21 protein-coding genes are annotated in these 25,835 nt (G+C 39.9%); 14 read left to right on the plus strand and 7 right to left on the minus strand.

The genetic code is table 11. The annotated features are described in order from the left end of the window. Positions 1-13: 13 nt before the first annotated feature. Positions 14-1,411, minus strand: a complete 1,398-nt coding sequence (locus MWJ95_RS02345; protein ID WP_249071986.1) for an alanine/glycine:cation symporter family protein — start codon at positions 1,409-1,411, stop codon at positions 14-16. Positions 1,412-1,658: 247 nt separating this feature from the next. Here MWJ95_RS02345 and MWJ95_RS02350 point away from each other — a divergent pair, with 247 nt between their 5' ends. From MWJ95_RS02350 to MWJ95_RS02360, 3 genes are all read left to right on the plus strand, one after another. Further along, positions 1,659-1,943: a hypothetical protein gene (locus MWJ95_RS02350; protein ID WP_249071988.1), complete on the plus strand. Its 285-nt coding sequence runs from the start codon at positions 1,659-1,661 to the stop codon at positions 1,941-1,943. A gap of 81 nt (positions 1,944-2,024) precedes the next feature. Next, a complete protein-coding gene (locus MWJ95_RS02355) occupies positions 2,025-2,723 on the plus strand; it encodes an aspartate/glutamate racemase family protein (RefSeq protein WP_249071989.1) in 699 nt (232 codons plus the stop codon). Position 2,724: 1 nt separating this feature from the next. Further along, the gene (locus tag MWJ95_RS02360) at positions 2,725-3,771 is read left to right on the plus strand and encodes a DmpA family aminopeptidase (protein WP_249103973.1); all 1,047 of its coding nucleotides are present in this window, start codon (positions 2,725-2,727) and stop codon (positions 3,769-3,771) included. Between the two features lie 640 nt (positions 3,772-4,411). Here the strand turns inward: MWJ95_RS02360 and MWJ95_RS02365 are convergent. The 6 genes from MWJ95_RS02365 to rfbF all read right to left on the minus strand — a co-directional run bounded on the left by MWJ95_RS02365 (position 4,412) and on the right by rfbF (position 12,392). Beyond that, entirely contained in the window at positions 4,412-5,941 is a 1,530-nt protein-coding gene (locus MWJ95_RS02365; protein WP_249103976.1) for a glycosyltransferase family 2 protein, read from the minus strand. Between the two features lie 206 nt (positions 5,942-6,147). Continuing rightward, a complete protein-coding gene (locus tag MWJ95_RS02370; RefSeq protein WP_249071995.1) occupies positions 6,148-7,020 on the minus strand; it encodes a glycosyltransferase family 2 protein in 873 nt (290 codons plus the stop codon). Positions 7,021-7,037: 17 nt separating this feature from the next. After that, positions 7,038-8,381 (minus strand): glycosyltransferase family 2 protein, encoded by a 1,344-nt coding sequence (locus MWJ95_RS02375; protein ID WP_249071998.1) that lies wholly within the window; start codon positions 8,379-8,381, stop codon positions 7,038-7,040. A gap of 20 nt (positions 8,382-8,401) precedes the next feature. After that, positions 8,402-9,442: an NAD-dependent epimerase/dehydratase family protein gene (locus MWJ95_RS02380; protein ID WP_249103977.1), complete on the minus strand. Its 1,041-nt coding sequence runs from the start codon at positions 9,440-9,442 to the stop codon at positions 8,402-8,404. A 99-nt stretch (positions 9,443-9,541) separates the two neighbouring features. Next, positions 9,542-10,780, minus strand: a complete 1,239-nt coding sequence (locus MWJ95_RS02385) for a UDP-glucose dehydrogenase family protein (RefSeq protein WP_249072001.1) — start codon at positions 10,778-10,780, stop codon at positions 9,542-9,544. Between the two features lie 829 nt (positions 10,781-11,609). Continuing rightward, complete coding sequence (rfbF, locus tag MWJ95_RS02390) at positions 11,610-12,392, minus strand: glucose-1-phosphate cytidylyltransferase (protein ID WP_249072003.1); 783 nt, start codon at positions 12,390-12,392, stop codon at positions 11,610-11,612. Between the two features lie 786 nt (positions 12,393-13,178). On the opposite strand from rfbF, the gene MWJ95_RS02395 reads away from it, so the two are divergent. The 11 genes from MWJ95_RS02395 (at position 13,179) to MWJ95_RS02445 (ending at position 25,828) form a co-directional block, all read left to right on the plus strand. After that, positions 13,179-14,300, plus strand: coding sequence for an FkbM family methyltransferase (locus MWJ95_RS02395; protein WP_249072006.1), 1,122 nt, complete (start codon positions 13,179-13,181; stop codon positions 14,298-14,300). A 12-nt stretch (positions 14,301-14,312) separates the two neighbouring features. Next, positions 14,313-15,620: a glycosyltransferase family 2 protein gene (locus MWJ95_RS02400; RefSeq protein WP_249103981.1), complete on the plus strand. Its 1,308-nt coding sequence runs from the start codon at positions 14,313-14,315 to the stop codon at positions 15,618-15,620. Positions 15,621-16,069: 449 nt separating this feature from the next. Beyond that, positions 16,070-16,816: a M15 family metallopeptidase gene (locus MWJ95_RS02405; protein WP_249072010.1), complete on the plus strand. Its 747-nt coding sequence runs from the start codon at positions 16,070-16,072 to the stop codon at positions 16,814-16,816. Continuing rightward, a complete protein-coding gene (locus MWJ95_RS02410) occupies positions 16,813-17,607 on the plus strand; it encodes a M55 family metallopeptidase (protein WP_249103982.1) in 795 nt (264 codons plus the stop codon). Before MWJ95_RS02405 ends, MWJ95_RS02410 begins: the two co-directional genes overlap by 4 nt. 23 nt (positions 17,608-17,630) lie before the next feature. After that, positions 17,631-18,698, plus strand: coding sequence for a dipeptide epimerase (locus tag MWJ95_RS02415; protein WP_249103985.1), 1,068 nt, complete (start codon positions 17,631-17,633; stop codon positions 18,696-18,698). A gap of 126 nt (positions 18,699-18,824) precedes the next feature. Beyond that, on the plus strand, positions 18,825-20,648 hold the full coding sequence (locus MWJ95_RS02420) for a peptide ABC transporter substrate-binding protein (RefSeq protein ID WP_249103987.1): 1,824 nt from the start codon (positions 18,825-18,827) through the stop codon (positions 20,646-20,648). A 324-nt stretch (positions 20,649-20,972) separates the two neighbouring features. Further along, the gene (locus tag MWJ95_RS02425) at positions 20,973-21,917 is read left to right on the plus strand and encodes an ABC transporter permease (protein WP_249103989.1); all 945 of its coding nucleotides are present in this window, start codon (positions 20,973-20,975) and stop codon (positions 21,915-21,917) included. After that, positions 21,917-22,891 carry an ABC transporter permease gene (locus MWJ95_RS02430; protein WP_249103991.1) on the plus strand — a complete coding sequence of 325 codons (975 nt, stop codon included), beginning with the start codon at positions 21,917-21,919 and terminating at the stop codon, positions 22,889-22,891. Before MWJ95_RS02425 ends, MWJ95_RS02430 begins: the two co-directional genes overlap by 1 nt. A gap of 15 nt (positions 22,892-22,906) precedes the next feature. Beyond that, a complete protein-coding gene (locus MWJ95_RS02435) occupies positions 22,907-23,962 on the plus strand; it encodes an ABC transporter ATP-binding protein (protein WP_249072021.1) in 1,056 nt (351 codons plus the stop codon). Continuing rightward, entirely contained in the window at positions 23,952-24,899 is a 948-nt protein-coding gene (locus tag MWJ95_RS02440; RefSeq protein ID WP_249072024.1) for an ATP-binding cassette domain-containing protein, read from the plus strand. Before MWJ95_RS02435 ends, MWJ95_RS02440 begins: the two co-directional genes overlap by 11 nt. Then, complete coding sequence (locus MWJ95_RS02445; protein WP_249072026.1) at positions 24,896-25,828, plus strand: S66 peptidase family protein; 933 nt, start codon at positions 24,896-24,898, stop codon at positions 25,826-25,828. Before MWJ95_RS02440 ends, MWJ95_RS02445 begins: the two co-directional genes overlap by 4 nt. Positions 25,829-25,835 lie beyond the last annotated feature (7 nt).

The following is a 25,835-nucleotide window of genomic DNA, read 5'->3' on the forward strand; positions in this document are numbered from 1 at the left end:
CGTTTTTGGCTAATTATCGATCTTCTTCTTCCCAGCATTCTGTATTTTTCAATGTTGGGATTGATTTTGCATAAAACACAGGATTTTTGCCAGTTTTCCGTTGCATAGTAAAGTCGTCTAAAACACGGAAGGCAATTTTACCAAGTAACAGGATGACTGTAATATTGATTAAAGCCATTAATCCCATGAAGAGATCTGCTAAGTTCCACACAAGCTCTACTTGCGCAAGAGAACCAAACATCACCATTGCAAGAACTATAATACGGTAGCCAAACATCCAACCTTTATGAGCATTCATAAACTCAATATTAGATTCACCGTAATAGTAGTTTCCAACGATCGAACTAAAGGCGAAGAAAATAATAGCAATGGCGATAAAGTAAGGAGCCCAGCTACCTACATGTACAGCTAAGGAATTTTGTGTAAGAATAATTCCATTACTTTCACCAGTATTATATAGACCTGCTAAAATAATAATAAACGCTGTCGCAGAACAAATCATAATTGTATCAAAAAATACACCTAAGCTTTGCACAAGTCCTTGCTTCGCAGGATGTGAAGTATTTGCTGTAGCTGCGGCATTAGGAACACTACCCATACCGGCTTCATTTGAAAACAATCCACGACGTACGCCTTGCATAATAGCGATTCCAATCGCTCCACCAGCTGCTTCACGAAGACCGAACGCTTCTGTGAAAATCAGCTTGAAAACGGCAGGTATTTCAGACAGATTTGTTACAACAACAAAAAGGGCTACTGCTAAATAGAAAACTGCCATCACGGGTACAAGTACTTGCGTAACTTTTACAATTCTATGTACGCCACCAAAAATAATCATGGCCGTTAACACAACGAGCATAATACCAATGATAGAAGGCTTAATATGAAATGCCTCACCTACAGAAGTTGCAATCGTATTCGATTGAACTGCATTAAATATAAAGCCGAAGCACAACGTTAAAAGGATACCAAAAATGACCCCTAATTTACGTTGACCTAACGCTTTTTCCATATAATAGGCTGGTCCACCACGGAATGTATCGCCATCCTTTACTTTGTACACTTGTGCAAGCGTACTTTCAATAAAGGCAGTCGCCATTCCTAAAATGGCGATAATCCACATCCAAAATACTGCTCCAGGTCCACCTACTCCGATAGCTAGAGCAACGCCTGTTATATTCCCAGTACCTACACGTGAGGCTGCACTAATCGTGAAGGCTTGGAACGGAGAAACACCTGACTCTCCTTCTCTTTTTTCCACTATTAAACGAAACATTTCAGGGAAAAGTCGAATTTGCACAAACTTTGTGCCAAATGAAAAATACAATCCCGCAACTAATAACAGTGTAATGAGGATATATGTCCATAAAACATTATTAGCATCATTTACAATATTCGAAATCCATTCCATCTTGCTTACCTCCAATCTCAATACGTTTTAGTCTACACTGTTTTTTTGCAATATATCCACTTTTAGAAAATACTGAATTATAGAAATAAAATTTTGTTGAAATATTTTTACAATAGTTGAAATATCTTGTTCGAAGGCCGGTGCAGTAAAGGAGATACTAGATGCTTGTTATACTCCATACAGGAATATGTCGAAATTTTATCGAGTAAGATTAACAAAGAAAAATGAATTGAACAGGAGGTTTTGTATGGGATTTTACGTTCTTTTGTATTGGCATTTTCTTGTAATGGTTATGGTAATGATGATATTTGCAGGAATGATCACGTTTATATGTCCTAGGTTTCCTTCTATAGTAGTATTGCTCATTTGTGGTTTAATTGGCTTTGTGTATTCCATATGCATTGATTTTAAGGAGGCAAGTTTGTTTTTTATCGGTATAAATCTTGTTGCTTCCTCTATCCCTATCTTATTAATTAGATACTTACTATTTTTGAAAAGAAAAGCCGAAGAAATGGAAGAACAAGGTTTTTAAAATGTTAAGTTTATTTTTTTGAAAATTCCCTTATTTATCTGAAGATTTTAGTATAATAATAAAATAAAAGGAGGGGTTTTCGTGAAAACTATTGGCATGATTGGTGGTATGAGCTGGGAGTCTTCTGCTGAGTATTACCGTCTTATGAATGAAGAAGTAAAGCAACAATTAGGTGGTTTACATTCAGCAAAATGTATTTTGTATAGTGTAGATTTTCAGGAAATTGAACATTATCAAGCTGAGGGAGCGTGGGAGAAGGCAGGTCAAGTGCTTTCAGAAGCAGCGCAATGTTTAGAGCGTGCGGGGGCTGATTTTATAATTATTTGTACAAATACAATGCACAAGGTAATCGATTTCATTGCTGCGAAAGTCGTAATTCCAATTTTACATATAGCGGATGCAACAGCCAATCAAATAGAAGAAGCGAGATTACAGAAAGTTGCTCTTCTTGGGACAAAGTACACGATGGAGCAAGATTTCTACCGAGCTAGAGTAGAGGGATTTGGCATTGAAGTGCTTGTTCCGCATGCGGAGGATCGTGCTGAGGTCAATCGTATCATTTATGAAGAATTATGCTTGGGTCGAATTGAACAAACGTCGAAGGACTATTTTTTACAGGTGATTAGAAACCTTGTGCAATCAGGAGCACAAGGAATTATATTAGGCTGCACAGAGATTGGATTACTTATTAAACAGGAAGATGTTAATATCCCTGTTTTTGATACAACAATTCTCCATGCACAGGCTGCTGTAAAGTTGGCTATTCAGAAGGGGGAGTAATATGCCTAGTAAAGTACGTGAAATGGGGGTTGTAATTGGTACGTTAGCAACAGGTGAGAAAAATTGCATTACGGATGTAGCTGGCGTATGTGTAGGGCATGTGACGCTCGATGAGAAAATTAATCGAGACGGCGCTTATGCATGTACAGGAGTAACCGCTATTTTACCCCATGGAGGAAATTTATTTCAGCAAAAGGTTACTGCTGCAAGTTATGTTATTAATGGCTTTGGTAAAACGACAGGGCTCGTGCAAATAAATGAGCTTGGGGTTATTGAATCACCAATTATGCTAACGAATACTTTTGGTGTTCCAGCTGTAGCTCAGGGAACGCTGCAATATATGCTAGATGCTAATAGTGAAATAGGGCATTCGACAGGAACTATCAATATCGTTGTTGGGGAATGTAATGATAGTTTTTTAAATTCCATTCGAGAATGTCCAATCACACCTGAGCATGCTGTAGAGGCGATTCGCAAGGCGTCAAATGAAACGGTAGATGAGGGAGCAGTGGGTGCTGGAAAAGGGATGATGTGCTTCGGCTACAAAGGTGGGATTGGCTCATCTTCTCGAATCGTAACACATGAGTCATCGAACTATACGATAGGCTGTATGGTCCTTAGTAATTTCGGGCAAAGCTCAGAGTTTTTAGCACATCAATATTTTACTGCAAACGCACAAAAAGAATCGACATTATCTCCGACAGATGGCTCCATTATTATCGTACTTGCCACAGACGCTCCGCTCAGTAGTCGTCAACTGAAACGTGTCATTAAACGCTGTGGTGTCGGCCTAGGACGTACAGGTAGTCATTTTTCACATGGCAGCGGAGACATTGTCATTGGCTTTACGACAGCCCACCATATCGCTCATAAATCAGATCAGCTTGTTGAAACACGTACACAGCTACGAGAGGAACATCCTATCATGAATCAATTATTCGCTGCAGCTGCAGAAGCAACTGAGGAAGCCATTTTAAATTCACTATCACAGGCAAAGACAACAATTGGTCGTAATGGACATAAAGTTGAAGCGTATACATTTTTATGACTGCTTTGTTTAACTTGATTGTGGTTTTTATCAAATTAAAAGCGTATTCGAGAATTTTCGGATACGCTGGTTTTTGAGTGCGAATATATAAAAATCTACCTTTATAACGTTTCAATCTTTTGAAAAATCTCTATGTAAAGGATATCTAACTCGCTTTCACCTTTTAAATACAAATACCACGCATCTTCTCTATTTGCCTCGTTATCAGTTAGATGAATTGTTGATGAGAACCATTTTTTAAAGATTTTCAATGAGGTAGCTCTTTCTCTTGTAAATGGAAAATGACGTTTTGTTGAATCGGATATAATAGGCATTTTAGATTATTATAAACTTTAACAAATTTATCATCTGAAGCTTCTTCAAACATCACTGGTGTTTTCATTACAGCATCAAAATCACAAGAGGCTAGTTATGGAGCAGTTGAAGATAAGATAAAAAACACTGTAGTTTCGATTTATATGAAGGTCTATATTAGGGCAGATATTGAAGGCATTAAAAAGAGGTACTAATACGGTACCCCCACTAATCTGTATATGGTTTACTGCTAAATTGCGTGAACTTAGCAAGTTTACCTTTTACTTCTTAACTGTGCGAGCAATCTAACAAATAGAATATCCGGGTTTTTCGAAATATATATGTCTCAGAGATTTTCTACAGCAGCTGACAAGTTTTGACCAAACAAGTTATAAGCTTCAGTGTCAGGAATTTCAGTGTTCTGTGAAGTAGAGATAAATTCATCAAACGCACGGTTTAGATCTCCCTTCATTATCCAACGAACCGTATTTGAAAAAATAGCTACTAAGTCGTCACTGATATTTTGGAGCAACGGATACTTTGTGAGTAGATTGGCAATTTGCGAGTCAATATTCAATGTTTTTGACGACAAAGGTCGTTTCTTTTTGATGTCTAAAAATAGCAATAGTAGCTGGTCATCCGGCTTATTTACGGCACGATACGCGATGATTTCCATTTCTGTTAACGAAGGATCATCTACATTACGGGTTTTATACCAAGATTGAAAACGTTTAATAATGCTATTGTAGTCTTTTTGTAGAACATATGGTATCATATCAGGAATTTTCAATAGTAAATACTTCATCGTTTCTTTTTTTATAAACTGAGATAAGTGTGGATAGATGGTCATAAGTATTTCAACGGTCATTTCAGCGCTGTTGTAGGCTCGATTTTTTTTTTGCGCAAGAACAAGCCAGTTTACAACGGGAGTGCGCAGTAAATCCAACTCCTCATCAGGATAATCGATTTGTTGGAACAGTTTCTTGGTTTTTTCGTGGGTTAATACATCATATAGGGTTTGCAGTTTTGCATAGTTTGTCAAGGTTTCCTTAAATATAATGGCTATCGTGTCGTTTATTCCGTTATAGTAGACAACATGAAGAAACTGTTCGTTTTGCGGGCTGATGGCTCCGCACTTGTCAATCAGAAACGCGCGTGCTATATCGTCAAGTATACGGTCGCAAGTAATACGAGTAGCGTCTAACTGATACGAAGAAGATTTTGGATTCATATAGTATTTATGTAATGAGTCTGCGAGGATTCCGACACGGCTGGCATTACGAAAGTTTTCAATTGTAAACAGTGTATCTGCACCGTAGTGCATACTTGGCATACGTGAAAAATCAAACCTGCGTAAAACCGACACCTTGTAAAGTTTGCACCATACTGTCCTCATAAACTGATGATAATCAGAAAAATATGTGTTAAACATTTCTGGTGTATCTAATATGAGGTTTTGATCCAATCTTCGAACAGCAATGAGATCCTTGTTTGTTTCATCGATAAAATCATGTCCACAAGCGGCAACGTCGAGATTGTAATTTGATATAAATCGTACCATGTTCGTTAAGAAATTCGTTTTATATTCATCGTCTGCATCGAGAAAACAGAAATAATCGCCTTCGTCATAATTCTCAATGATTTCTGTCCAACTATGTCCTTTTTCATGAACATGATTCTGGTTGTTTCTAAGCGCAATAATTCGCGAATCTTTGGAAGCATATTGTTTTATGATTTCGCCCGTTCCATCTGTCGAAGCATTATCTAATAAATACCAAACCCAATTCTGCTCAGTCTGGGCAATAACGCTTTCAATCGCGCGCGCCATCGTTTTTTCTGCATTATAAGCATATGTGTAGAAAATACACTTTTTCAAGCAACATCATCCCCTAAGCATAAAAATATTTTCATAAAACGTTTTTTCCCCAGCTCCTATAGATTATGTGGGTTTATACAGAATGTTTCTTTGTACATTAAGAGACTTCTTGTAGTTACCACAAATGCGTGTACAATTTGAATCTGCCAACGTGCAGGCGTCGGTTCTATCAATTTGGAAACATATCTTTTGGCGACTGCATTTTTTTACACTCCCTTATCAGCTAGGTAATTCGTCATATATTCTAGTTGCTTTTCAAAGCCCATAAAGTGGTTTGATTTGATGTTCTCACACATACGTTGCATAAAAGCGAACAAAGATTTTTCAATATCTTCAACAATTTCCGGTGCACGTTTGGAGAGGTATTCTGCCCGTGTTTGATACATCGCCAAATACTCATCAAGCAACTCCGGCGTCATCTGCTTGTTATGTATAAACGCCGTCATGTTGGACGAGTGCTTCCTAAAATAATACTTCGCGATATTCCACACAGCTATTCGCTCCGCTCGCTCAAATACCTTGTAGATAACGTGAATATCGTCCACCATTACATTGTCCGGGAATGACAGTCCCGTCCACAAACTGCGCCGAAAGATTTTGGGTGGTGGCGCGGCGTTGTAAAGGCGACGGTTTAATAACTCTCTTAATCCCTGTAATCTGTCAAAAACGAACCGAACATTGCAAATGAAGTTCGGCTCCAGCCTATCCCCGAAATCGTTATAGCTTCCACACATAGCAATGTCGGCATTCTCTTCGCGTGCAAGATCGGCGAGAAACGAGAGCATCGATGGCTCGCATCGGTCGTCGTCATCCACAAAAATAACATATTCGCCTGTAGCAGCAGCAAGACCGCTGTTGCGTCCAAACGATGCACCGATGTTTTGCGAAATTGTTAATAGTTTCACCCGCGCATCCACTTCCGCGTAAGCAGTACAGAGTTCCGCTGTACCGTCTGTTGAACCATTGTTGACTAGAATTAGCTCATAATCACTAAATGTCTGATTCCGTAGGGAGTCCAGCATAGCTGGCAGGTACTGCTCACGGTTGTATGTAAGCAATATAACGCTAATAAACGGCATAGACACCTCTCCAGATGTTAGAATTCGACGAAAAGCAAATCGCTTTCATCAATACCAAGCGCGATAAACTGTGTCCTGAGTTCTTCCCTCACATTTTGGTATCCGGATACAATCAGGATTGTTATTGGCTTGTCACCAGCTATCTTCTTTACAGCGGCAGGAAGGTAAACAGGAATTCCATCAGCTAACATTCTATTTTTTTGTACATCGTTGTCAAAAAAACCAGAAAAAGAAAGGTTGCTTGCCTCAAAAGCAGTTTTTAAATATAAACCAATATGGCCGGTCGGAGCAATATATATATGTCCCTCTTTTGCTGAAACTTTCCTGGCTATTTGCTCAATTATATTTAAGTTTTGCACTTGTAAACTGGCAAGGCCCGCCACAGTGCCCTCTGATAACAGCGTATCAATTACAGAACAGCCGTAGTCTTCCGAGCTCGTGTCCGTATCTTTCAAATCTTTTTGCTCCAAGTATCTATCTATCGCGGAGGCGCTTTCGGCTATTTGTTCGTTGCTTACGGTGCATAATGCAGCAATGAGTTGGTAACGAAATTGCTCCATATAGACGCGGACAAAACCGCGCTCTTGTTCCGTTTTTGCCACACAGCGCATCAACAACGTCAAGGAGTGCAACAGCTTGTAGCACTCCGAAACAGCCTTGGACGGGGGGATCCTTGAAATTGATGAAGAACGCACACGGTATAAGTAAACCAACATGTCAACATAGTGTACCGAGCGCGCCGAGAGCAAAGTACGGATAGATACGTAGACATCATGGTAAATACTTGCTGACGTCTTTAAACGTTTTATGGACGCATTATAATTCGCCCGTAATTTTCGCGAAAAAATCAGTCGCCACGTTGCTACATTAAATGGCTGTACTTCGGTTAGGTATTCAAGGGCTTGATCCTTATCTTGCCCGTTAATACGTTCAGTTTGATAAAATCTGTCAGTAAAATTGATGATACTTTCCTCTAAAACTGTACTGAACTGCCCGAATAGCACATCGGGAGCACTGCTTCGTAAAATATTTGCGATTTCGCCATACGCGCCCGGAGCTAACATATCGTCGCCATCTATATAATGTATATATTGCCCCAACGCTTTTTGGGTGCCGTATATGACCGCCCTGCCGATTATTGATTCACCGGTCAGCGCGTAATATCGTATCTGTTTATTATGCTTTGCGTATTCTCTGCAAATGGCATCACTTCTGTCAGTAGAATTGTTATTAACCAAAACGATTTCATAATCATCAAAGGGCTGATTAATGATACTGTCCAAACACGCACCAATATAACGCTCTAGATTGTATACACTTACGATAAAGCTTACAAGCGGTCTCTGCCCAGACATTTGCATAGTTACACCTCTTTAATGATTCATTTTCCATTATGACCGTTTATCTCTAAATACCTCAAATACCGTTCTATTCCCGTACGCGTATCTACGGACGGCGTGTAAGCCAGTACTGTTTTTATTTTGCTCAAATCCGGGCAGCGGCGTTGTGGGCTGTCTGTATTGTAATGTTTGTCTGTATGCTCACTAAATAAGATGCTCCCATTATATCCGAAGATGGAATTCCCAACGGAACGGTATATCTCCGCTAATTCTAGAATCGTCATTTCTTCCTTGTCGTTACCGATATTGAAGGTGTCGTATCGCGCGTACAACGCGCATTTTAGCGACGCGAGCGTCGTATCCGAAGAATAACAGAAAGTACGAGTCGCTTTACCGTTGCTGTACAAGACAATCGGTTCATTCTGCAAAATATTCATCGCAAAATCCGCCGGGGCGCGTTTATCATTTGTATGTAGTCCCGGTCCGAAGCTATTGAACGGCCGTAACACCGTCACTGGAAAGGCTTTCTGATAATGAAAATTATAACAGAGCGTTTCGGCATACCGTTTTGATTCATCATAGCAGGAGCGCGGTCCGGAGCTGTTAACGTTGCCCCAATAGCTTTCTGGCGTTGGCACCATTTTGGGATCAGGATCGCCATAAACCTCGCTGGTAGAGTAAAACAACAAATTGAAAATACCTCTGCCGCTGTAAAAGTTAAGCAGGCGCCGCAGCCCAACAACGTCGGCGTCCATCGTTTCGATTGGATGCATTCTGTAGTAAACGGGAGACGCCAGTGACGCCATATGAAAAATAAGGTCCGCGTCGCCGGCAAACGAAAAATCCTCCTGAATGACATCGCCCTCGCGCACCGTAAACAGGGGATGGCTTTCTATTGCGTGGACCCACTTGGGCTTTCCGAAAATATAATTATCAAGCGCGTATATGCGTTTTACACCAAGTATCTGCCCAAATTGGGCAAAAAACTGTACCAGCATAAATCCAAGGGAGCCAGCAAAGCCCGTTATTAATATTTTCCTTCCTTTCAAAGTGCTGCGCTCGTACTCTGTTAATCCATCCATGATGCGCTGCAAGTCCTCAAGTAGAATTCTGTTATCCGACATATTGTTCACCATTCCTTATCTATACCAAATGTTTTGCCACTCCAGTCCAATTAACGCTTAATTTTCTAAGAAATATCTGCAATCGACGAAGTGTGTATCCGAAAAGGTCTTATCAATTCCTTTAAATTCATCCCAAGCGGTCACAAGTGCGACCGTGCCGCAAGTTTCGCACACCTCGTACGCTGACTCACAATAAGTAATGGGAAGTCTGTACGTGCTTTGAAATTTCCGCATGGCAAGTGGGTCATAGGTATAGATATTAACATAACCGTCGCGTATCAATGTTCTGATGATCTTCACCGCTGGGCTGTCGCGGACGTCATCAGAGCCTGGTTTGAACGATAGACCGAGTATACCGATTTTCTCAGTTTTTTTGCCTGTCGCACGGGCAATTTTTCGAGCAGTCAGGTCTGGCATTTCGTTATTAAGAGAAATTACACCTTCCAGTATTCGCGGCGTGAATCCCCGGCTTAGTGCGATAGCGTCAAGGGCAGCTGTGTCTTTTGGCAGGCAATACCCACCGTAACCACAGCCGGGATAGATGTAGTTGCTAATTTCTGCGCCAGCAAACCGGCTGTCCTCATACAGAATGCGAAACGCCCTTGCCGTTTCGATACCGCCAACTGCATCTGCGAGTAGAGCCATCTCATTCGAGTAGCTGATTAGTGTTGCAAGCAAGGAGTTTGATAGATATTTAATAAACTCAGCCGTGTTAGGCTCTACAAAATGAAGCGGCGCGCCAAACGGCATATAGAGCTCCGCAAGCACACTCTTTGCTGTATCATCTTTCACACCGCAGACAATTCTGTCAGCGTTCATAAAATCATCCCAGCACCGACCCTCGCGCAAAAACTCCGGGTTTACCACAATCGGATTGTTTGCTCCCTTCGCACGGACATGCGGCGTAACTCGTTCGCTAAGCGTTCCCGGTGGAATCGTGGATTTTACGACAAGCACACAGGCTTGGGAGACTGTTTCAAGAACTCTGTCAATTGCAAATAGCAAATATTCCAAATTCGCGCTACCGTTAGGTAGACTCGGCGTTCCAACACAGAAAAAACAGATGTCGCTCTTATACGCCGCTTCAATTGCACTGTCCACTAAGGTGAATGCTTTTCCGAGATTTCGCGCAAGCGCGTCGTCCAATCCTGGCTCGAAAAAAGGGACTTTTCCGCCGGATATCACTGCACAGTGCTCTTTGTTAATGTCATATCCGTACACAGAAAAACCTTTGTCCGCAAAACCGAGCGCAGTGGTCAGCCCGACAAATCCAAGTCCAAATACGGCAATACGCATTTTCTTCTCCTCCTATCCCGCATACAATAGGGTGTCAAAATAGCCATTCTCATGTTCACAGTGCACAAAGTTATAATCATTCTAATTACCGAGTATGGTCCTCGGTAATTCAGAAACCTCTTCTAGATTATGGTATATGTAAATTGTAAGTTTTGGTTTGCCTTGCTTGATTGTTTCTGTGGAACCATGTAGCGTCTTCAATATCCATTTTAACTTCTTTCAGCAAATGTTTTTTTGTACCGAAAGCATAGCGACAAGTACAGAAGTCTCCCACCTCAATAGGTGGTAGATGAATGCGAATTTAAGCTATTTTTCAGCGGGTGTTCAAACGCCCGCTGAAATAAAGGAACTTAGTCTAAGAACGCCAAGTCCTGTGGCAACGATTGAGTGACCAACCTCGTGTAAAGCCTCCGGCGGATGTCATGGAATCGGAAAGGAGTTCTGAAATAGGATGTTAGCCTAAAGTCATCGCATCCATGAGATAACGGCTAACTGACCTACATCACGTAGGCCTAAACACAAAGACGATTCCGGACGCAATTATGCCGAGGCATAATTGATTGAAAGGTGGCAATGCACTGATAATCAAGTGAACTACCAGACCGTAGTATTCTTTATGCTAGTTACGCTATAAATAAGTGACGATTCCGCACAGTTTGTTGCATGATGAGTAAAAAGTAATTCGTTTCCGTTGGTACCAGTGTGACATTCTGATTGGTGGATAGCCGCTTTGCTATAGTTATCTTTATCATCCAGTTCATCATCATATATACGGTATCCTCTGATGGTTTAGACTATCTCAGCACGATCACCGAAAAGATTGCATGATTTAATCCATCCATACTTTCCACTTCGCATTGCCACTTGCCCAATCAGCTTCGAGTGCCCCTTTATCCCGAGCCGTATCCATGCAGGACCAGAATTTGTTATGCTTATATACACCGAGCTTGCCATCCGCGCTCAAGCGCTCAAGCGGGCCACGCTCAAAAATCGTTGAATCTCCATCAATATAATCAAAGACTTCGGGTTCCATCACCATGAACCCTGCGTTTACCCAAGCACCTTCTTCTTGCGCTTTTTCATGAAAGCCAGTTATTGTACCGTCACGATCATTGATATTGAGAATGCCAAACCGCCCAGCTGGTTGAATCGCGGATAATGTGGCTGTCTTTCCTGAGTTTTCATGCATTTGTACCAGTTTTGTTAAATCAATGTCACTGACTCCGTCACCGTAAGTCATCATAAATCGCTCATTGCCAATATAGGGCGCAATGCGCTTAATACGTCCACCGGTCTGTGTGTGCAACCCCGTATCGACAACGGTGACTTTCCATGGCTCCACATCGTTTGCATGTACAATCATCTTGTTCTCAGCTGTAAAGTCAAATGTCATATCGCTACGATGTATATAATAATTGGCGAAGTATTCTTTTATCATATATCCCTTGTAGCCGCAACATACTATGAATTCGTTGAAGCCGTAATGAGAGTAAATCTTCATAATATGCCATATAATCGGTGCGTCGCCGATCTCTATCATTGGCTTAGGTCGTAAATGCGTTTCTTCACTTATGCGAGTACCAAAGCCTCCCGCGAGAATTACTACTTTCATACAAACCTCCATTCCAGCCTTGGATCTAAAAGACCGAAAGCTAATCAGTGTTTTAGCTCCTCTTTAAATGCATGACAATGAAAACTCCAAAAGTTTGAATGTGGTCATAAGTCCTGAGGAACACAAAAAATTGCGACTTGTTTTTATTTTTGGAATGATACGGGGGACAGGTTTGAGTGGTGACCATGCCACTTATTGTCTGTCGAATAATGCCATATCTCATAGAAAAGCTATATTAGAAAAGGGAGAGTTTTAAAGTATACAGATTATCTGATTACCTCCTCTTTTTCCGATATTAAATACAATATGTCGATAAATATGCTGGTATGAGGTTCTGGTGGAAAGTTTAAATATCCTTAAATTATCTTTATGAAAATTTATACGATTTAGAATATAATGTGCAATTCGTCGTATGTCGACAAGCTAAAATCTGAGCTCAGATTTTAGCTTTGTTTATATAAGGTATGAATCGTTTCAATCCTTTTTTCGTACATGAAACAATGACGAATAGTTTGAACCCTTGCTTACTCCAAAAATCGATGTATTACATGTCGATGATCTTGTTCAATGAAATTATTGCGATGTTTAATGGTACAGCGTTTGGTTCTGATACAAATAAACGAAGAGGAATTAAGCCTCCAAATTTCCAGCGGTACTTGAAGAATACGGTAGTCGATGAAACGTGGCAGAAACAACAACGAACCCTAGTTGGACTAAGCGCTTTTAGAATATTTTCTTTTTGATTTGAATAAACTGGATATTATCGAAGGGGAATTGGAGATGTGAATGGTAAACGAAATTTCGTTGGATTTGCTTAAAAATAAACCTAATTACTTAGAGCTGATTATCGATAAATGCGCTGAACTTCTAAAAAAATCCGAAAGTATTTCTATTGTTTTATTTGGTGCTGGCGAGATCGGGGTTGAATACCTGAAATATTTCAGGGCTCGTCATATAACCGACAGGCTTCTCTTTTGCGATAATGATTCAAGAAAGCGGGGAACTCAAATAGAGGGGGTTCCTGTCATAAGCTTTGATGATCTAAAGACAAAGTATAGTGATAGTTTTATTCTTATTACATCATATCAATACAGTGAAGAAATATCTGTTCAATTAAAAGAAAATGAATTGCACCACAACCTGATTGAACATATTGTCGCATCAGACATTGCTTTTTATTTAATATTCCGGAATTACTTTGCGGTAGTGAGTATGAATAGCACTGATTTTAACACCGTTTACAACATGCTTGCAGATGAACAGTCCAAGCATGTTTTTTATGAACGAATCAATTATTGTATTACTGGGAACCGCGAACATCTGATTCCTTTGAAAAGCGAGGCTCCTCAGTATTTCGAATCCGATATAATCGCATTGTCTGAGGAAGAAGTTTTTGTTGACGGAGGGGCTTTTACCGGCGACACCCTAGAAATATTTCTTGAGCAAACGGGAGGAAAGTATAAGCGAATCTATGCTTTTGAACCGGAGGAACTTAAACATAAACAGTTTCTTGACAAGTTTGCACAATTGGAAAATATTGAGCTTATACCGTGCGGCCTGTGGAGTCAAAAAGATCAGCTCCTCTTCAATGCGCAGGGGAGTGTAGCCAGCGGGTTAAGCGCCAACGGGAATATTGAGATTCCTGTTATATCTGTTGATGAAGCGCTCAAGGGGGAGCCCGTTACGTTTATCAAAATGGACATAGAAGGTGCAGAGTTAGAAGCGCTCAAGGGGGCAGAGCGGACGATAAGAGAATATAAACCAAAACTTGCTATATGCGTGTATCATAAACCGTTGGATATCGTACAAATACCTTTGTATTTAAAGCAGCTAGTACCAGAATATAAACTATTTATGAGGCATTACAGCGATGGATTTTGTGAAACTGTATGTTATGCTGTCACATAAGGAGAGGGATATATGCCGATTCTAAGTGTTATCATCCCTGTATATAATGTTGAATCGTATTTGGACGAATGCCTTCAAAGCATCTTAAATCAGGTTGATATCGATTATGAAGTTATATTAGTCGATAATGCATCAACGGATCATAGTGGCCGTATCTGTGATGCCTATGCAGCACGTTACCAACATATCAAAACAATTCACCTGGATGTGAATAGCCTTCCTGCGGGGGCGCGGAATGCAGGTTTACGGATAGCAACAGGCAACTATGTCCATTTTTGTGATAGCGACGATTATTATGTGCATGGGATATTTTTACAAATCAAAGATTTATTACAGTGTTCTAGTCCTGATGTGCTTATGGGGCGGTTTGTTTGTGTACCGGAAAAAGGGGCGTACATTACGAACGACGTCGCTCCCGATCCAGACGTTTTTAAATGGTGTTGTTCAAGTTCAATGGCAGAATACCTTCTCAGTTTGCCTAACCTGTTATGCACCTCTTGGAAATTGATTGTAAAAAGAGAAATATTATTGGCTAACCGCATTACGTTTCCCGAAGGATGCCATTCGGAGGATGAGGAATGGTTTCCGAAAGTAATATGTTGTGCCAATACATTCGCTTTGCTGCATGAGCCTTTTTATTGTTATCGACCGAGAGCAAGCGGATCGGTAACGGCAACGAAAGAATATTTAAACAGCAAGTCTCATCTCATCGTAACTTTGCATTTACTGAGGTTTCTTCATGAAAAGAATTATGAAGATGCCCGGCGCGATCTCATTTATTCGCGTGTTGACTTTCTACTTGGCTTATTCGCAACGCGTTGCGATACCTTTTGTAGAAGGGAGTTACATGAATTAGCTGACATCATTGAAAAGAATATGGACATTTTTTCACTGGTCGGAAAATTGCCGCGGAATTATTATTTATTTGAATTGATCGATGTGTATGGCCCTTTTACCGGATTATGTATGTACCGTACACTGGTTGTAGAAACGACATTGGAATTGTTGTACGGTCAAGAGGACAAAGAGATGATTTATGTATTTCCTACAGGATATAGCGGCGAAGGCACAGCTAGAATCTTGCAGAACGCGGGGTACAATGTAAAAGGTTTTTTGGATAACAGCGAGCAAAAAGTCGGCTGTGTCATCAATGGACTTCCTGTAAGTTTGCCTAGTACACTAGAACGAATGTCGCCAGAATTCCGGGACGGTATATTCGTAATCGTTACAGTACAGAGCGAGCATATTGCACAGTTGATAAAGAAGCAACTGAGGGAGCTGGGGCTTCGTGATTTCCAATTTGCCAGCAGAATCTATTAGGGTCACCATACATTACTATTAGTTTAGCCTTAATGATACAATGTCATATCCGTTCCTCTGTAAATGATACATCATCATTTTAGTGCGTGAAATAATAAAAAAATATTATTTAGTTGGAAATTGGCTGATGGTAATTCAATTTCAGTCACAATTAACCTCCATTTTGAGCAATGTTTATTCAAAATGGAGGTTTTTTTTATTCCTTTCGTCGTTTTTTGTTTTATTTAGTAATCTTCTAGTGCAGCTTTGAATAAAATTCCTAAATAAGTGAAAAAACATGGTTTTTCGACTTTTGGGGAATACAATTGACTGATTTTGTTTAAACGGAAGAGAATAACTGTTATTTTGTCATGTTACCTTTTTTATCTAGTCAATGATTTTAAGGTATGCTAACATTCACTTAAAAAACTGAATTATCTAAAAATATTTTTCAGAAACCTAGAAATGGGTTGTGGACAATACAGTACGCCGTTTTTCAACCCATTGAACCAGACAATCGTTCGATGAAGGAGTCAACGCCAGCCGTTCGTGAAAATGGGGAGCCATTCATTCAAATCAGAGAAGATCACCCTAGAATATTTATTGAGCCCATTTATTATCGGCAAAAAATTCCTAATAGTTTACGCGCAATTTATTTACGTGAGGGTGCATATGAGCGACTCACACAAGCACTATTGTTGTTGCCTAATAATTATAGCTTTATTTTATATGATGGCTATAGACCATTTCAGGTGCAGCAGTACTTGTTTAGTCATTTTTCAATACAAATGAAGCAACGATTCCCTCATTTTACCGAACAAGAGATTGACAAAGAAACGCGCAAGTATGTTGCGTTTCCAAGCATTGATCATGCTCATCTTGCACCACATTTAACAGGTGGAGCGATTGATATGACACTAGGTGATGTAAACGGTCATGCATTAGATCTTGGTACCGGCTTTGATGAAATAAGTGAAAAATCTGCGACACGCTATTTTGAACAGCATCCAGAGGAAAATAGGGAGGCATGTGAGCATCGACGTCTTTTATATAACTGTATGACGATAGCTGGGTTTACGAATTATGCAGAGGAATGGTGGCATTACGATTTTAATAATGTTTCATGGGCAAGACGTGTAGGTGCACAAGAAGCTACCTATGGAGCTGTGGAAGGTAAGATAAAAAACAATGAAGTAAAGGAGTTTCGATTTCTATGAAGGTCTATATTAGTGCAGATATTGAAGGGATTACTGGCACAACCGCTTGGAGTGAGACGGAGCTAAACTCGCCAGATTATCAGTTTTTCCAAAAGCAAATGACAAAGGAAGTAGAAGCCGCTATAGAGGGGGCTATTCTTGGAGGAGCGACAGAAATTTTATTGAAGGATGCTCATGATTCCGCACGTAATCTTGATATTTCTAATTTACCGGTCAATTGCAAGGTCATTCGTGGTTGGACGTATGACCCGATGTGCATGGTTGCGGGACTTGATAATAGTTTTGATAGAGCGATTTTTATTGGCTATCACAGTAAAGGAGGAAGTGCGCGTAATCCTTTAGCCCATACGCTTTGTGTTTTTGCGGATGTGAAAATTAATGGAGAGTACGCGAGTGAATTTTTAATTAATACGTACGCGGCTGCTTTACATGGTGTTCCGGTTTCGTTTGTCAGTGGAGATGTGGGGTTAACAGAGGACATTCAATCGGTCAATGAGAATATCATCACATTTGCCACAAAAGAAGGAATCGGAAATGCGACCATTAGTGTAAGTCCACAGCTGACGATTCAAGAAACGAAACGACTTGTCGAGGATTCGATGAAGGTGTCACGTGAAGATTTACAAGTGACATTACCTGAGAGCTTTGAAATGGAAATCATTTATCGGGATCATACACGAGCATATCGAAATTCTTTTTATCCGAATGCGACGTTTAAACCACATAATACTGTGGAATTCGTAACGGATGATTTTTATGAGGTGCTTCGAATATTACAGTTCTTAACATAAGTAGTGTAAAGGTAGGTGAATGGATGAAAATTAAAAATATTGTCGTAGGGAAGGTAAAGGCACCGCTACTAACACCGTTTAAAACAGCACTGAGAACCGTGCATAGCATTCACAATATTGTCGTTTATGTTCACACGGATGATGGGCAAATAGGGATCGGTGAAGCGGCACCGACTGCAGCCATTACGGGCGAAACTCTAGGATCTATTTCGTGCGCAATAGAAGAGTATATCAAGCCTGCCATTATCGGGATGGATATTGAAGAATTGACAGAAATCATGGAGCGAATCGACAGCAGTATTTATCAAAATACAAGTGCTAAAGCTGCGGTAGATATGGCGATTTATGATTTATTTGCGAAACACTATCAAACACCACTCTATAAATTATTAGGGGGCTATCGGAAAGAATTAATAACAGATATTACGATAAGTGTAAATGATGCTGAAGAAATGGTGAAGGATAGTCTAGCTGCCGTACAAAGAGGTTTTCAAATTTTAAAAATCAAGGTGGGGAAAGATCCAGTAGGTGATGTAGAGCGAGTAGTTGCTATTCGTAATGCGGTTGGACACGCCATAACATTACGAGTTGACGCGAATCAGGGCTGGACACCGAAACAGGCAGTACAAATAATTGGCGCGCTTGAAGATGCAGGTGCAAATGTTGAATTGGTTGAGCAACCAGTTCATTGCCATGATGTAGTAGGAATGCAATTCGTGACGGCTAATACATTGACAAATATTTTGGCGGATGAAAGTGTTTTCTCTGTTAAAGATGCCTATGAAATTATCGAGAAAAGAGCTGCAGATATGATTAATATTAAGCTCATGAAAACTGGAGGCATTTATCAAGCTCAAAAAATTTGCCACATTGCGGAGGCAAATGACATCCCATGCATGATTGGTTGTATGCTTGAGACTAAAATTAGTGTAAGTGCCGCCGCACATTTTGCCGCATCGCAGAAAAATATCACGATGGTAGATTTGGACGGACCAAGTTTATGTTTGAAAGATCCTATTGCTGGTGGTCCGTTATTTGAAAATGATCGAATTAGGATGACGGAGGCAGTTGGGATAGGATTTTCAAGTTGAGGGGGTTAATGACTGACAATAACATTCGGGCTTTTTAGACAGTTATTTTCCCGCTTATATTTTTTAAAACGGGATATTTACTGTCACTTTATGTAGGTAAATAAGATTACTAGGGGGATGCAAATTATGAAGAAGTATTGGATGCTTTTCGTGTGTCTTGTTGTAATGCTTTGTGCAGCCTGCAGCGATGACTCTTCAGGTGAAAAAAAATCAGAGTATCGCGTTGTCTATTCAGGAGAAATAAAAACGCTAAATTATTTAAAGACTTCTGAAACCAATGAGTTTGCTGTAGCGGCGAACTTAATTGATGGATTAATTGAGTATGATAAGTATGGTGTTGTACAACCAAGCTTAGCTAAAGATTGGTCGTCAAATAACGATGCCACAGTGTGGACGTTCAAGCTGCGTGACGATGCAAAATGGGTTACAAATGACGGGAAAGAGTATGCGGATGTTGAGGCTCAAGACTTTGTAGATGGCTTACATTATGTGCTTGATGCAAAAAATGAATCTTCAACAGCGTGGATTGCTACGGTCGTAAAAAATGGGGAAGCATTCTATAACGGAGATATGACAGATTTTTCGAAGGTTGGTATAAAGGCAATCGATAAACATACAGTAGAATACACTTTAGAAGCACCAACACCTTATTTCCTTTCAATGTTGAATTATGTCTGCTTCTTCCCGGTTAATGGTAAGTTTTTAGCGGAAAAAGGTGATAGTTTCGGTACAACTCATGAAAATATCCTTTATAACGGTTCTTTTGTTTTAGATAAATTTGAACCGCAAAATGAGCGTGTACTTGTGAAAAACGATAAGTATTGGGATAAAGACCAAGTACTAATTGATCGTATTCGTTATAAATACAATAAAGAAGCGGCTACCGTAGAACCAGAATTATTTTTACGAGGAGAAGTCGATACAGCCAGTATTCCGACCTCTGTTATCGATGAGTGGTTTAAAGACGACAAGAAAAAATCACAAATACGTCAAACACAAAATAACTTCTATACGTATTTCTATGCATTAAACTTTAACCCGCAATTTGATGCAGAATATGAGCCTGACAATTGGAAGAAAGCGGTTAATAATAAAGATTTCCGAAAATCATTGTTCCATGCGCTCGACCGGGTATCTGCAATGGTAACTTTAGAACCTTATAACCCAAAAGATTTGCTGAGCAACACCATTACACCTAAAAACTTTGTCAATGTTAAAGGGGTTGACTATACACAGTTAGCACCATTAGCTGATCTTTCAAAAAACGACTCCTTCAATAAGGAGAAGGCATTGGAATATAAGGAAAAAGCAAAAAAAGCGCTAGATGGAAAAGTTACTTTCCCAGTAAAAGTGTTAATGCCTTATAACTCTGGTATGCCAGATTGGGCAAATCGTTCACAAGTGGTTGAACAACAGCTTGAAAAATTATTAGGTACTGATTTTGTTGACATTATCATAGAAGCAGGACCATCTACTGGCTTTTTATCAGAGGTTCGTAAACCTGGTAAATTTGCATTGATGGAAGCAAACTGGGGTCCAGACTATGCTGATCCATCAACATATACGGATCCATTCACTGCAGACGGTACTTATAATAAACCAGAGCTAGCTGAAGGTTATACAGAAGCAAATGGAAAATCAAAATATCAAAACTTAGTGGATGAAGCAAAAGCGACGATCGATACAGCAAAACGTTACGAGCTGTTTGCTAAAGCGGAAGCGTTCTTAATTGATGAGGCATTTGTCATTCCTTATTCGGTAGGGGGTAGCGGCTATGTTGCCTCTAAATTAAATCCATTTGAAGCTCAATACTCTCCATTTGGTGTGACTGCAGAGAAATTTAAAGGTCAGCGAGTTTTAGATAAACCAATGAGTAACGATGAGTTTAAAGAAGCTTTAGCGAAGTGGGAGCAAGAACGTGCCGATGCGTTAGCTAAAGCAGCAAAATAAAAAAACTAAAAGCGCTGAGTATTTATCTTCATACAGAAGACTCTAAGGTGTGGTTTCTATTTCACCAACTGAATGAAGATAAAACCTCCGGCGGATGTCATGGATTTTGAAAAGTATTCTGCGAAAACGGCTAACTGACATGCATCGGTAAAAACGCCACGTCCTATGGCATTACCGAAATGACCGACATCGTGTCGGCTCTCGTGCAGACCTGAGTACAATTAAAATCCGAACGTAATTACGCCAAGGCTTGAATTGATTCGAGGAGATACCGAATAATAGTCGGCATCTCCTTCAGTCTTTCTGAAGAAGGAGGATGATGTGATGCTGGGGTATATAGGTAAACGTTTATTACAATCAGTTTTAACGCTGTTTATTATTATTACGATTGTTTTTTCATTACTACGGTTAATGCCTGAAGAGGGTTATTTAGGAGCAGCTGCAGATAAGATGTCACCTGCTCAACAGGAGATATATTTAACGAATTTAGGTTTACGTGACCCGTTACTTGTTCAATTAGGAAATTTTTACGCGAATCTGTTTCAAGGTGATTTAGGTAAATCCGTTACATATCGAACAGATGTACCAGTCGTCACGATTATTGCAGATAAAATCATGTATTCTTTGCTATTTGGCTTAGGGGCAGTTGCGTTATCTCTTTTACTAGGGGTTCCACTCGGAATATTGATGGCACAGATGAAGGGGCGCTGGCTGGACCGTTTAGGAACTGGCTATATTGTCATTGTAGTTGCAGTACCAGCCGCTGTTTATTATTTAGTGATTCAAATGTATATTACGGAAATTTTCCATTTACCAATGCTCTTTGATGAGTATAGGCCTGTTACTTGGATTCTACCACTTATATCAATGGCGCTAGCGCCGACTGCTTCCTATGCTATGTGGATGCGCCGTTATATGGTAGATGAATTAAATAAGGATTATATCAAACTAGCAAGAGCAAAAGGCGTTAAAGAGCGTACTTTAATGTTTAAACATGTACTACGAAATGCCTTTATTCCGATGGCGCAATATTTACCTGCAACCATTTTATATACCATTATAGGCTCCATTTATATTGAATCCTTATATTCTATTCCTGGGATGGGAGGCTTGCTTGTAGATGCTATCCAACGGCAGGATAATGCGATTGTACAAGGCTTAGTGCTTATTTTCTCTTCACTTGGAATTATCGGACTTATTTTAGGTGATATTGCAATGGCCATGGTCGATCCGCGCATTAAATTGGGGAAAGGGGAGAGTGTACGTTAATGGGAATGTATTCAGAAGAAATAAACAATATGTCAGACAGATCACGTGAAACATTGTTCGAGTTTGCAGAAGTAGATGAGCGCCAAGCTGAAGAAACAGCCTACTCTAATTATTCCTATTGGCGTTCCACATGGAAATCCTTTTTGAAAAATCGGATAGCGGTCTTTTTATTAGTGGGTGTGCTTATGATCATAGGTTTCACCATTTTACAGCCGTATTTACCAGCGCAAAAATCACCGACTGAAATATATTTAGATGAGCAAACAGGGCTTCAAGCACGTAATATTGCTCCAAACGCTGAATTTTGGTTTGGGACAAATTCCATCGGGCAGGATTTATGGTCACGTATTTGGGCAGGGACAAGGACTTCGTTATTTATTGGCTGTGTCGTTGCTATAGTAGAGGCGATCGTTGGTATTACAATCGGTACAATATGGGGGTTTTCGCGTAAATTAGAGGTACCCATCACTCAGCTATACAACGTCGTTGATAACATACCGACAACAATCGTGCTTATTTTAATGTCCTATATTTTGCGGCCAAGTATTTCAACTATTATTATTGCCATGTGTATTACGGGCTGGGTAGAAATGGCGAGATTTATACGCAATCAAATTGTGATTTTACGCGATCGTGAATATAATTTAGCCTCAAAATGTTTAGGAACACCTGATTACCGAATTATAGTGAAAAATCTATTACCCTATCTCATTTCCGTCATTATGTTACGAATGAGTCTAGCTATCCCATTTGCAATAGGCTCAGAAGTCTTTTTAACATACATTGGATTAGGACTACCGATTAGTGAGCCGTCTTTAGGGAATTTAATCAATGAAGGACGCGTTCTAATGATGTCTCCAGAATTAAGATATCAGCTCATTTTTCCAAGTATTGTATTAAGCATCATAACGATTGCATTTTATATAATAGGAAATTCATTCGCAGATGCAGCAGATCCGAAAAATCACGTATAAAGGGGCCTGATGGAAATGACACAAACGAAATCGCCTATTTTAACCATCCATAACCTTGTCATCAAATTTACTCTTCGTGGTAGAGTGCTAACGGCTATTCGAAATATTTCTCTTGATTTATATAAAGGTGAAAGTCTGGCGATTGTTGGCGAATCTGGTTCAGGAAAATCCGTTCTAATGAAGTCAATCATGGGCTTGCTCGATAAAAATGGCTACATTGATCAGGGACAGATTATCTATAATCATCACAATATAGCACAGTTTAAAACCGAACGGGAGTGGCTAAGCATCCGAGGAAAAGAAATAGCCATGGTTACGCAAGATCCAATGACATCATTAAATCCACTTAAAACGATTGGTAAGCAAATTGAGGAATGCGTGAATTTACATCAACGTTTAAAGGGGAAAGCTGCATACGAAGAAACCTTAAAATTGTTAAAAGATGTAGGTATTCACGATGTGGAAAAACGCTATAAGCAATACCCTCACGAATTTTCCGGAGGCATGCGTCAACGAATCGTCATCGCAATTGCGCTAGCATGTAAGCCCCAAATTTTAATTTGTGATGAACCAACAACTGCATTAGATGTAACAATTCAAGCACAAATTTTACAGCTTTTAAAAAATCTTCAACAAAAATATGGACTCACAACCGTTTATATAACGCATGATTTAGGCGTTGTAGCGAAGGTTGCCGATCGTATTGCAGTCATGTATGCAGGTGATGTCATCGAAGTGGGTAAGACACATGAAATATTCTTTAATGGCAAGCATCCCTACACTTGGGCACTTATTTCATCATTGCCGCAACTAGGGTCAAAAGGGGAGCAGCTTTTTTCTATCAAAGGTACTCCACCAAATCTTTTTCAAGAGATTAAAGGAGATGCTTTTGCACCTCGCAATCAATATGCGTTAAAGATTGATTTTGTCGAGCGTCCTCCATTTTTTAAGGTGAGTGACACACATTATGCTCGTACATGGCTATTAGATCCACTCGCTCCAAAAGTAGAGCCTCCTGAAGCACTACAAGCTTTTTTTGCGGAAGGGAGACGATTCGCGCATGAATCATAGAGATGTATTAGTAGAAGTTAAAAATTTAAAGGTTGTTTTTGGTAAAGGCAAACATAAATTTACAGCTATTGATGATGTTAGCTTCGATATTTTTAAAGGCGAAACATTTGGTTTAGTAGGTGAATCAGGTTCTGGGAAAACAACAATTGGTCGAGCGATTATGCGCATCAATGAAGTGACCGAAGGGCAAATTCTGTATCACGGTAAGAAACTAAATGGCAAAATATCGAGAGAGTGGGATCGAGAAATCACTCAGAAAATCCAAATGATTTTTCAAGATCCTATGGCATCATTAAATGAACGCGCTAAAGTAGACTATATTATTTCAGAGGGTCTTATTAATACAAAAAACTTTGAAAATGAGGCTGAGCGTCAGCAAAAGGTACGAAATGCACTATTAAATGTAGGATTACTACCGGAGTTTTCTAGTCGCTTCCCACATGAATTTTCAGGAGGGCAACGTCAGCGTATCGGCATTGCACGTGCTCTAGTAATGGAGCCAGAATTTATTATTGCGGATGAACCAATTTCCGCATTAGACGTATCCATTCGTGCACAAGTATTAAATTTATTAGCAAAGCTACAGCAGCAAAATGATTTAACGTATTTATTCATTGCGCATGACTTATCAGTCGTCCGATTTATTACGGACAGAACGGCTGTTATTTATAAAGGTAAAATCGTAGAGCTAGCGGAAACAGAAAAGCTGTTTGCTCATCCTGTTCACCCCTATACAAGGGCATTATTGTCGGCAGTACCTGAGCCGAATCCTTATAAGGAGCGTGATAAAGTCGTAGAAATCTATGATCCTTCACAGCACCGCTATGATATTCAACCACCGTCATTTTACGAAATAGAGGAAGGTCATTTTGTATTGGCAAATGAAGAGGAATTGGAAAGATACCGAACTTCACTAAAAACGGAGGTGCGTAAATGATTTCTCCAAAGGCATTGAAAAAAGGTGACACAATTGGTCTTATTAGTGCTTCGGGTGCAACACCACCTGAAAAATTTCTCCCAGCAGTTAAAAGCATTGAAAAGCTAGGTTTTAAGGTTGTTACGGGGGAAACTTGCAGGGCAAGACATGGCTACTTAGCAGGCTCTGATGAACTAAGAGCCGCTGATGTGAATCAAATGTTTAGGGACACTAATATTGACGGCATCTTCTGTATACGTGGAGGTTATGGAGCGACGAAAATATTGCCGCTTCTGGATTTCGATATGATCAAGGCAAACCCAAAAGTATTTGCTGGCTATAGCGATGTGACGGCATTACATATCGCTTTTAATCAAAAATGTGGCTTTGTCACATATCATACACCAATGCCCTCTACAGAATTTATTCGATCAGAGATGGATCCATATACTTGGAATTCCTTTATTAAAAGTGTAACGGCAACAGAACGTTTAGACTACGGCCTTGAAAATCCACCAGGACGGACAATGACAACGCTTGTAGATGGAAAAGCGACAGGGCAACTTATTGGTGGGAACTTAACACTAGTGACCGCATCTCTTGGGACACCTTATGAAATTGAAACAAAGGGCAAAATATTATTTTTAGAAGATGTAGACGAGAGTGAGCAACGCGTTGATCGAATGCTTACGCAGCTAAAATTAGCAGGCAAACTAGATGATGTGGCAGGTATTTTATTAGGAGCATGGACAAATTGCGGCCCTGAAAGTCCAAAACATCCAGAGCATAGCCTATCCCTACAAACTATTTTTCAAGAAATTTTAGGTCCACTCCATAAACCTATCATCAAGGACATAGCTTGTGGTCACTGTTTACCAACGATGTCACTGCCACTAGGTCGAACTATAACGATGGACACAGAGAATCAGACGATAAAAGTTATAGAGTAGGTGAAAT

Origin of the sequence: Lysinibacillus sp. Bpr_S20, assembly GCF_023337835.1 — a bacterium.
In the GTDB taxonomy this organism is placed as follows: Bacteria; Bacillota; Bacilli; order Bacillales_A; family Planococcaceae; genus Lysinibacillus.

Coding starts and splice junctions, on each gene's coding strand:
- MWJ95_RS02345 (WP_249071986.1), bottom strand. CDS start 1,411: ATGGAATGGATTTCGAATATTGTAAATGATGCTAATAATGTTTTATGG.
- MWJ95_RS02350 (WP_249071988.1), top strand. CDS start 1,659: ATGGGATTTTACGTTCTTTTGTATTGGCATTTTCTTGTAATGGTTATG.
- MWJ95_RS02360 (WP_249103973.1), top strand. CDS start 2,725: ATGCCTAGTAAAGTACGTGAAATGGGGGTTGTAATTGGTACGTTAGCA.
- MWJ95_RS02370 (WP_249071995.1), bottom strand. CDS start 7,020: ATGCCGTTTATTAGCGTTATATTGCTTACATACAACCGTGAGCAGTAC.
- MWJ95_RS02375 (WP_249071998.1), bottom strand. CDS start 8,381: ATGCAAATGTCTGGGCAGAGACCGCTTGTAAGCTTTATCGTAAGTGTA.
- MWJ95_RS02380 (WP_249103977.1), bottom strand. CDS start 9,442: ATGGATGGATTAACAGAGTACGAGCGCAGCACTTTGAAAGGAAGGAAA.
- MWJ95_RS02385 (WP_249072001.1), bottom strand. CDS start 10,780: ATGCGTATTGCCGTATTTGGACTTGGATTTGTCGGGCTGACCACTGCG.
- rfbF (WP_249072003.1), bottom strand. CDS start 12,392: ATGAAAGTAGTAATTCTCGCGGGAGGCTTTGGTACTCGCATAAGTGAA.
- MWJ95_RS02395 (WP_249072006.1), top strand. CDS start 13,179: ATGGTAAACGAAATTTCGTTGGATTTGCTTAAAAATAAACCTAATTAC.
- MWJ95_RS02400 (WP_249103981.1), top strand. CDS start 14,313: ATGCCGATTCTAAGTGTTATCATCCCTGTATATAATGTTGAATCGTAT.
- MWJ95_RS02410 (WP_249103982.1), top strand. CDS start 16,813: ATGAAGGTCTATATTAGTGCAGATATTGAAGGGATTACTGGCACAACC.
- MWJ95_RS02415 (WP_249103985.1), top strand. CDS start 17,631: ATGAAAATTAAAAATATTGTCGTAGGGAAGGTAAAGGCACCGCTACTA.
- MWJ95_RS02420 (WP_249103987.1), top strand. CDS start 18,825: ATGAAGAAGTATTGGATGCTTTTCGTGTGTCTTGTTGTAATGCTTTGT.
- MWJ95_RS02425 (WP_249103989.1), top strand. CDS start 20,973: ATGCTGGGGTATATAGGTAAACGTTTATTACAATCAGTTTTAACGCTG.
- MWJ95_RS02430 (WP_249103991.1), top strand. CDS start 21,917: ATGGGAATGTATTCAGAAGAAATAAACAATATGTCAGACAGATCACGT.
- MWJ95_RS02435 (WP_249072021.1), top strand. CDS start 22,907: ATGACACAAACGAAATCGCCTATTTTAACCATCCATAACCTTGTCATC.
- MWJ95_RS02440 (WP_249072024.1), top strand. CDS start 23,952: ATGAATCATAGAGATGTATTAGTAGAAGTTAAAAATTTAAAGGTTGTT.
- MWJ95_RS02445 (WP_249072026.1), top strand. CDS start 24,896: ATGATTTCTCCAAAGGCATTGAAAAAAGGTGACACAATTGGTCTTATT.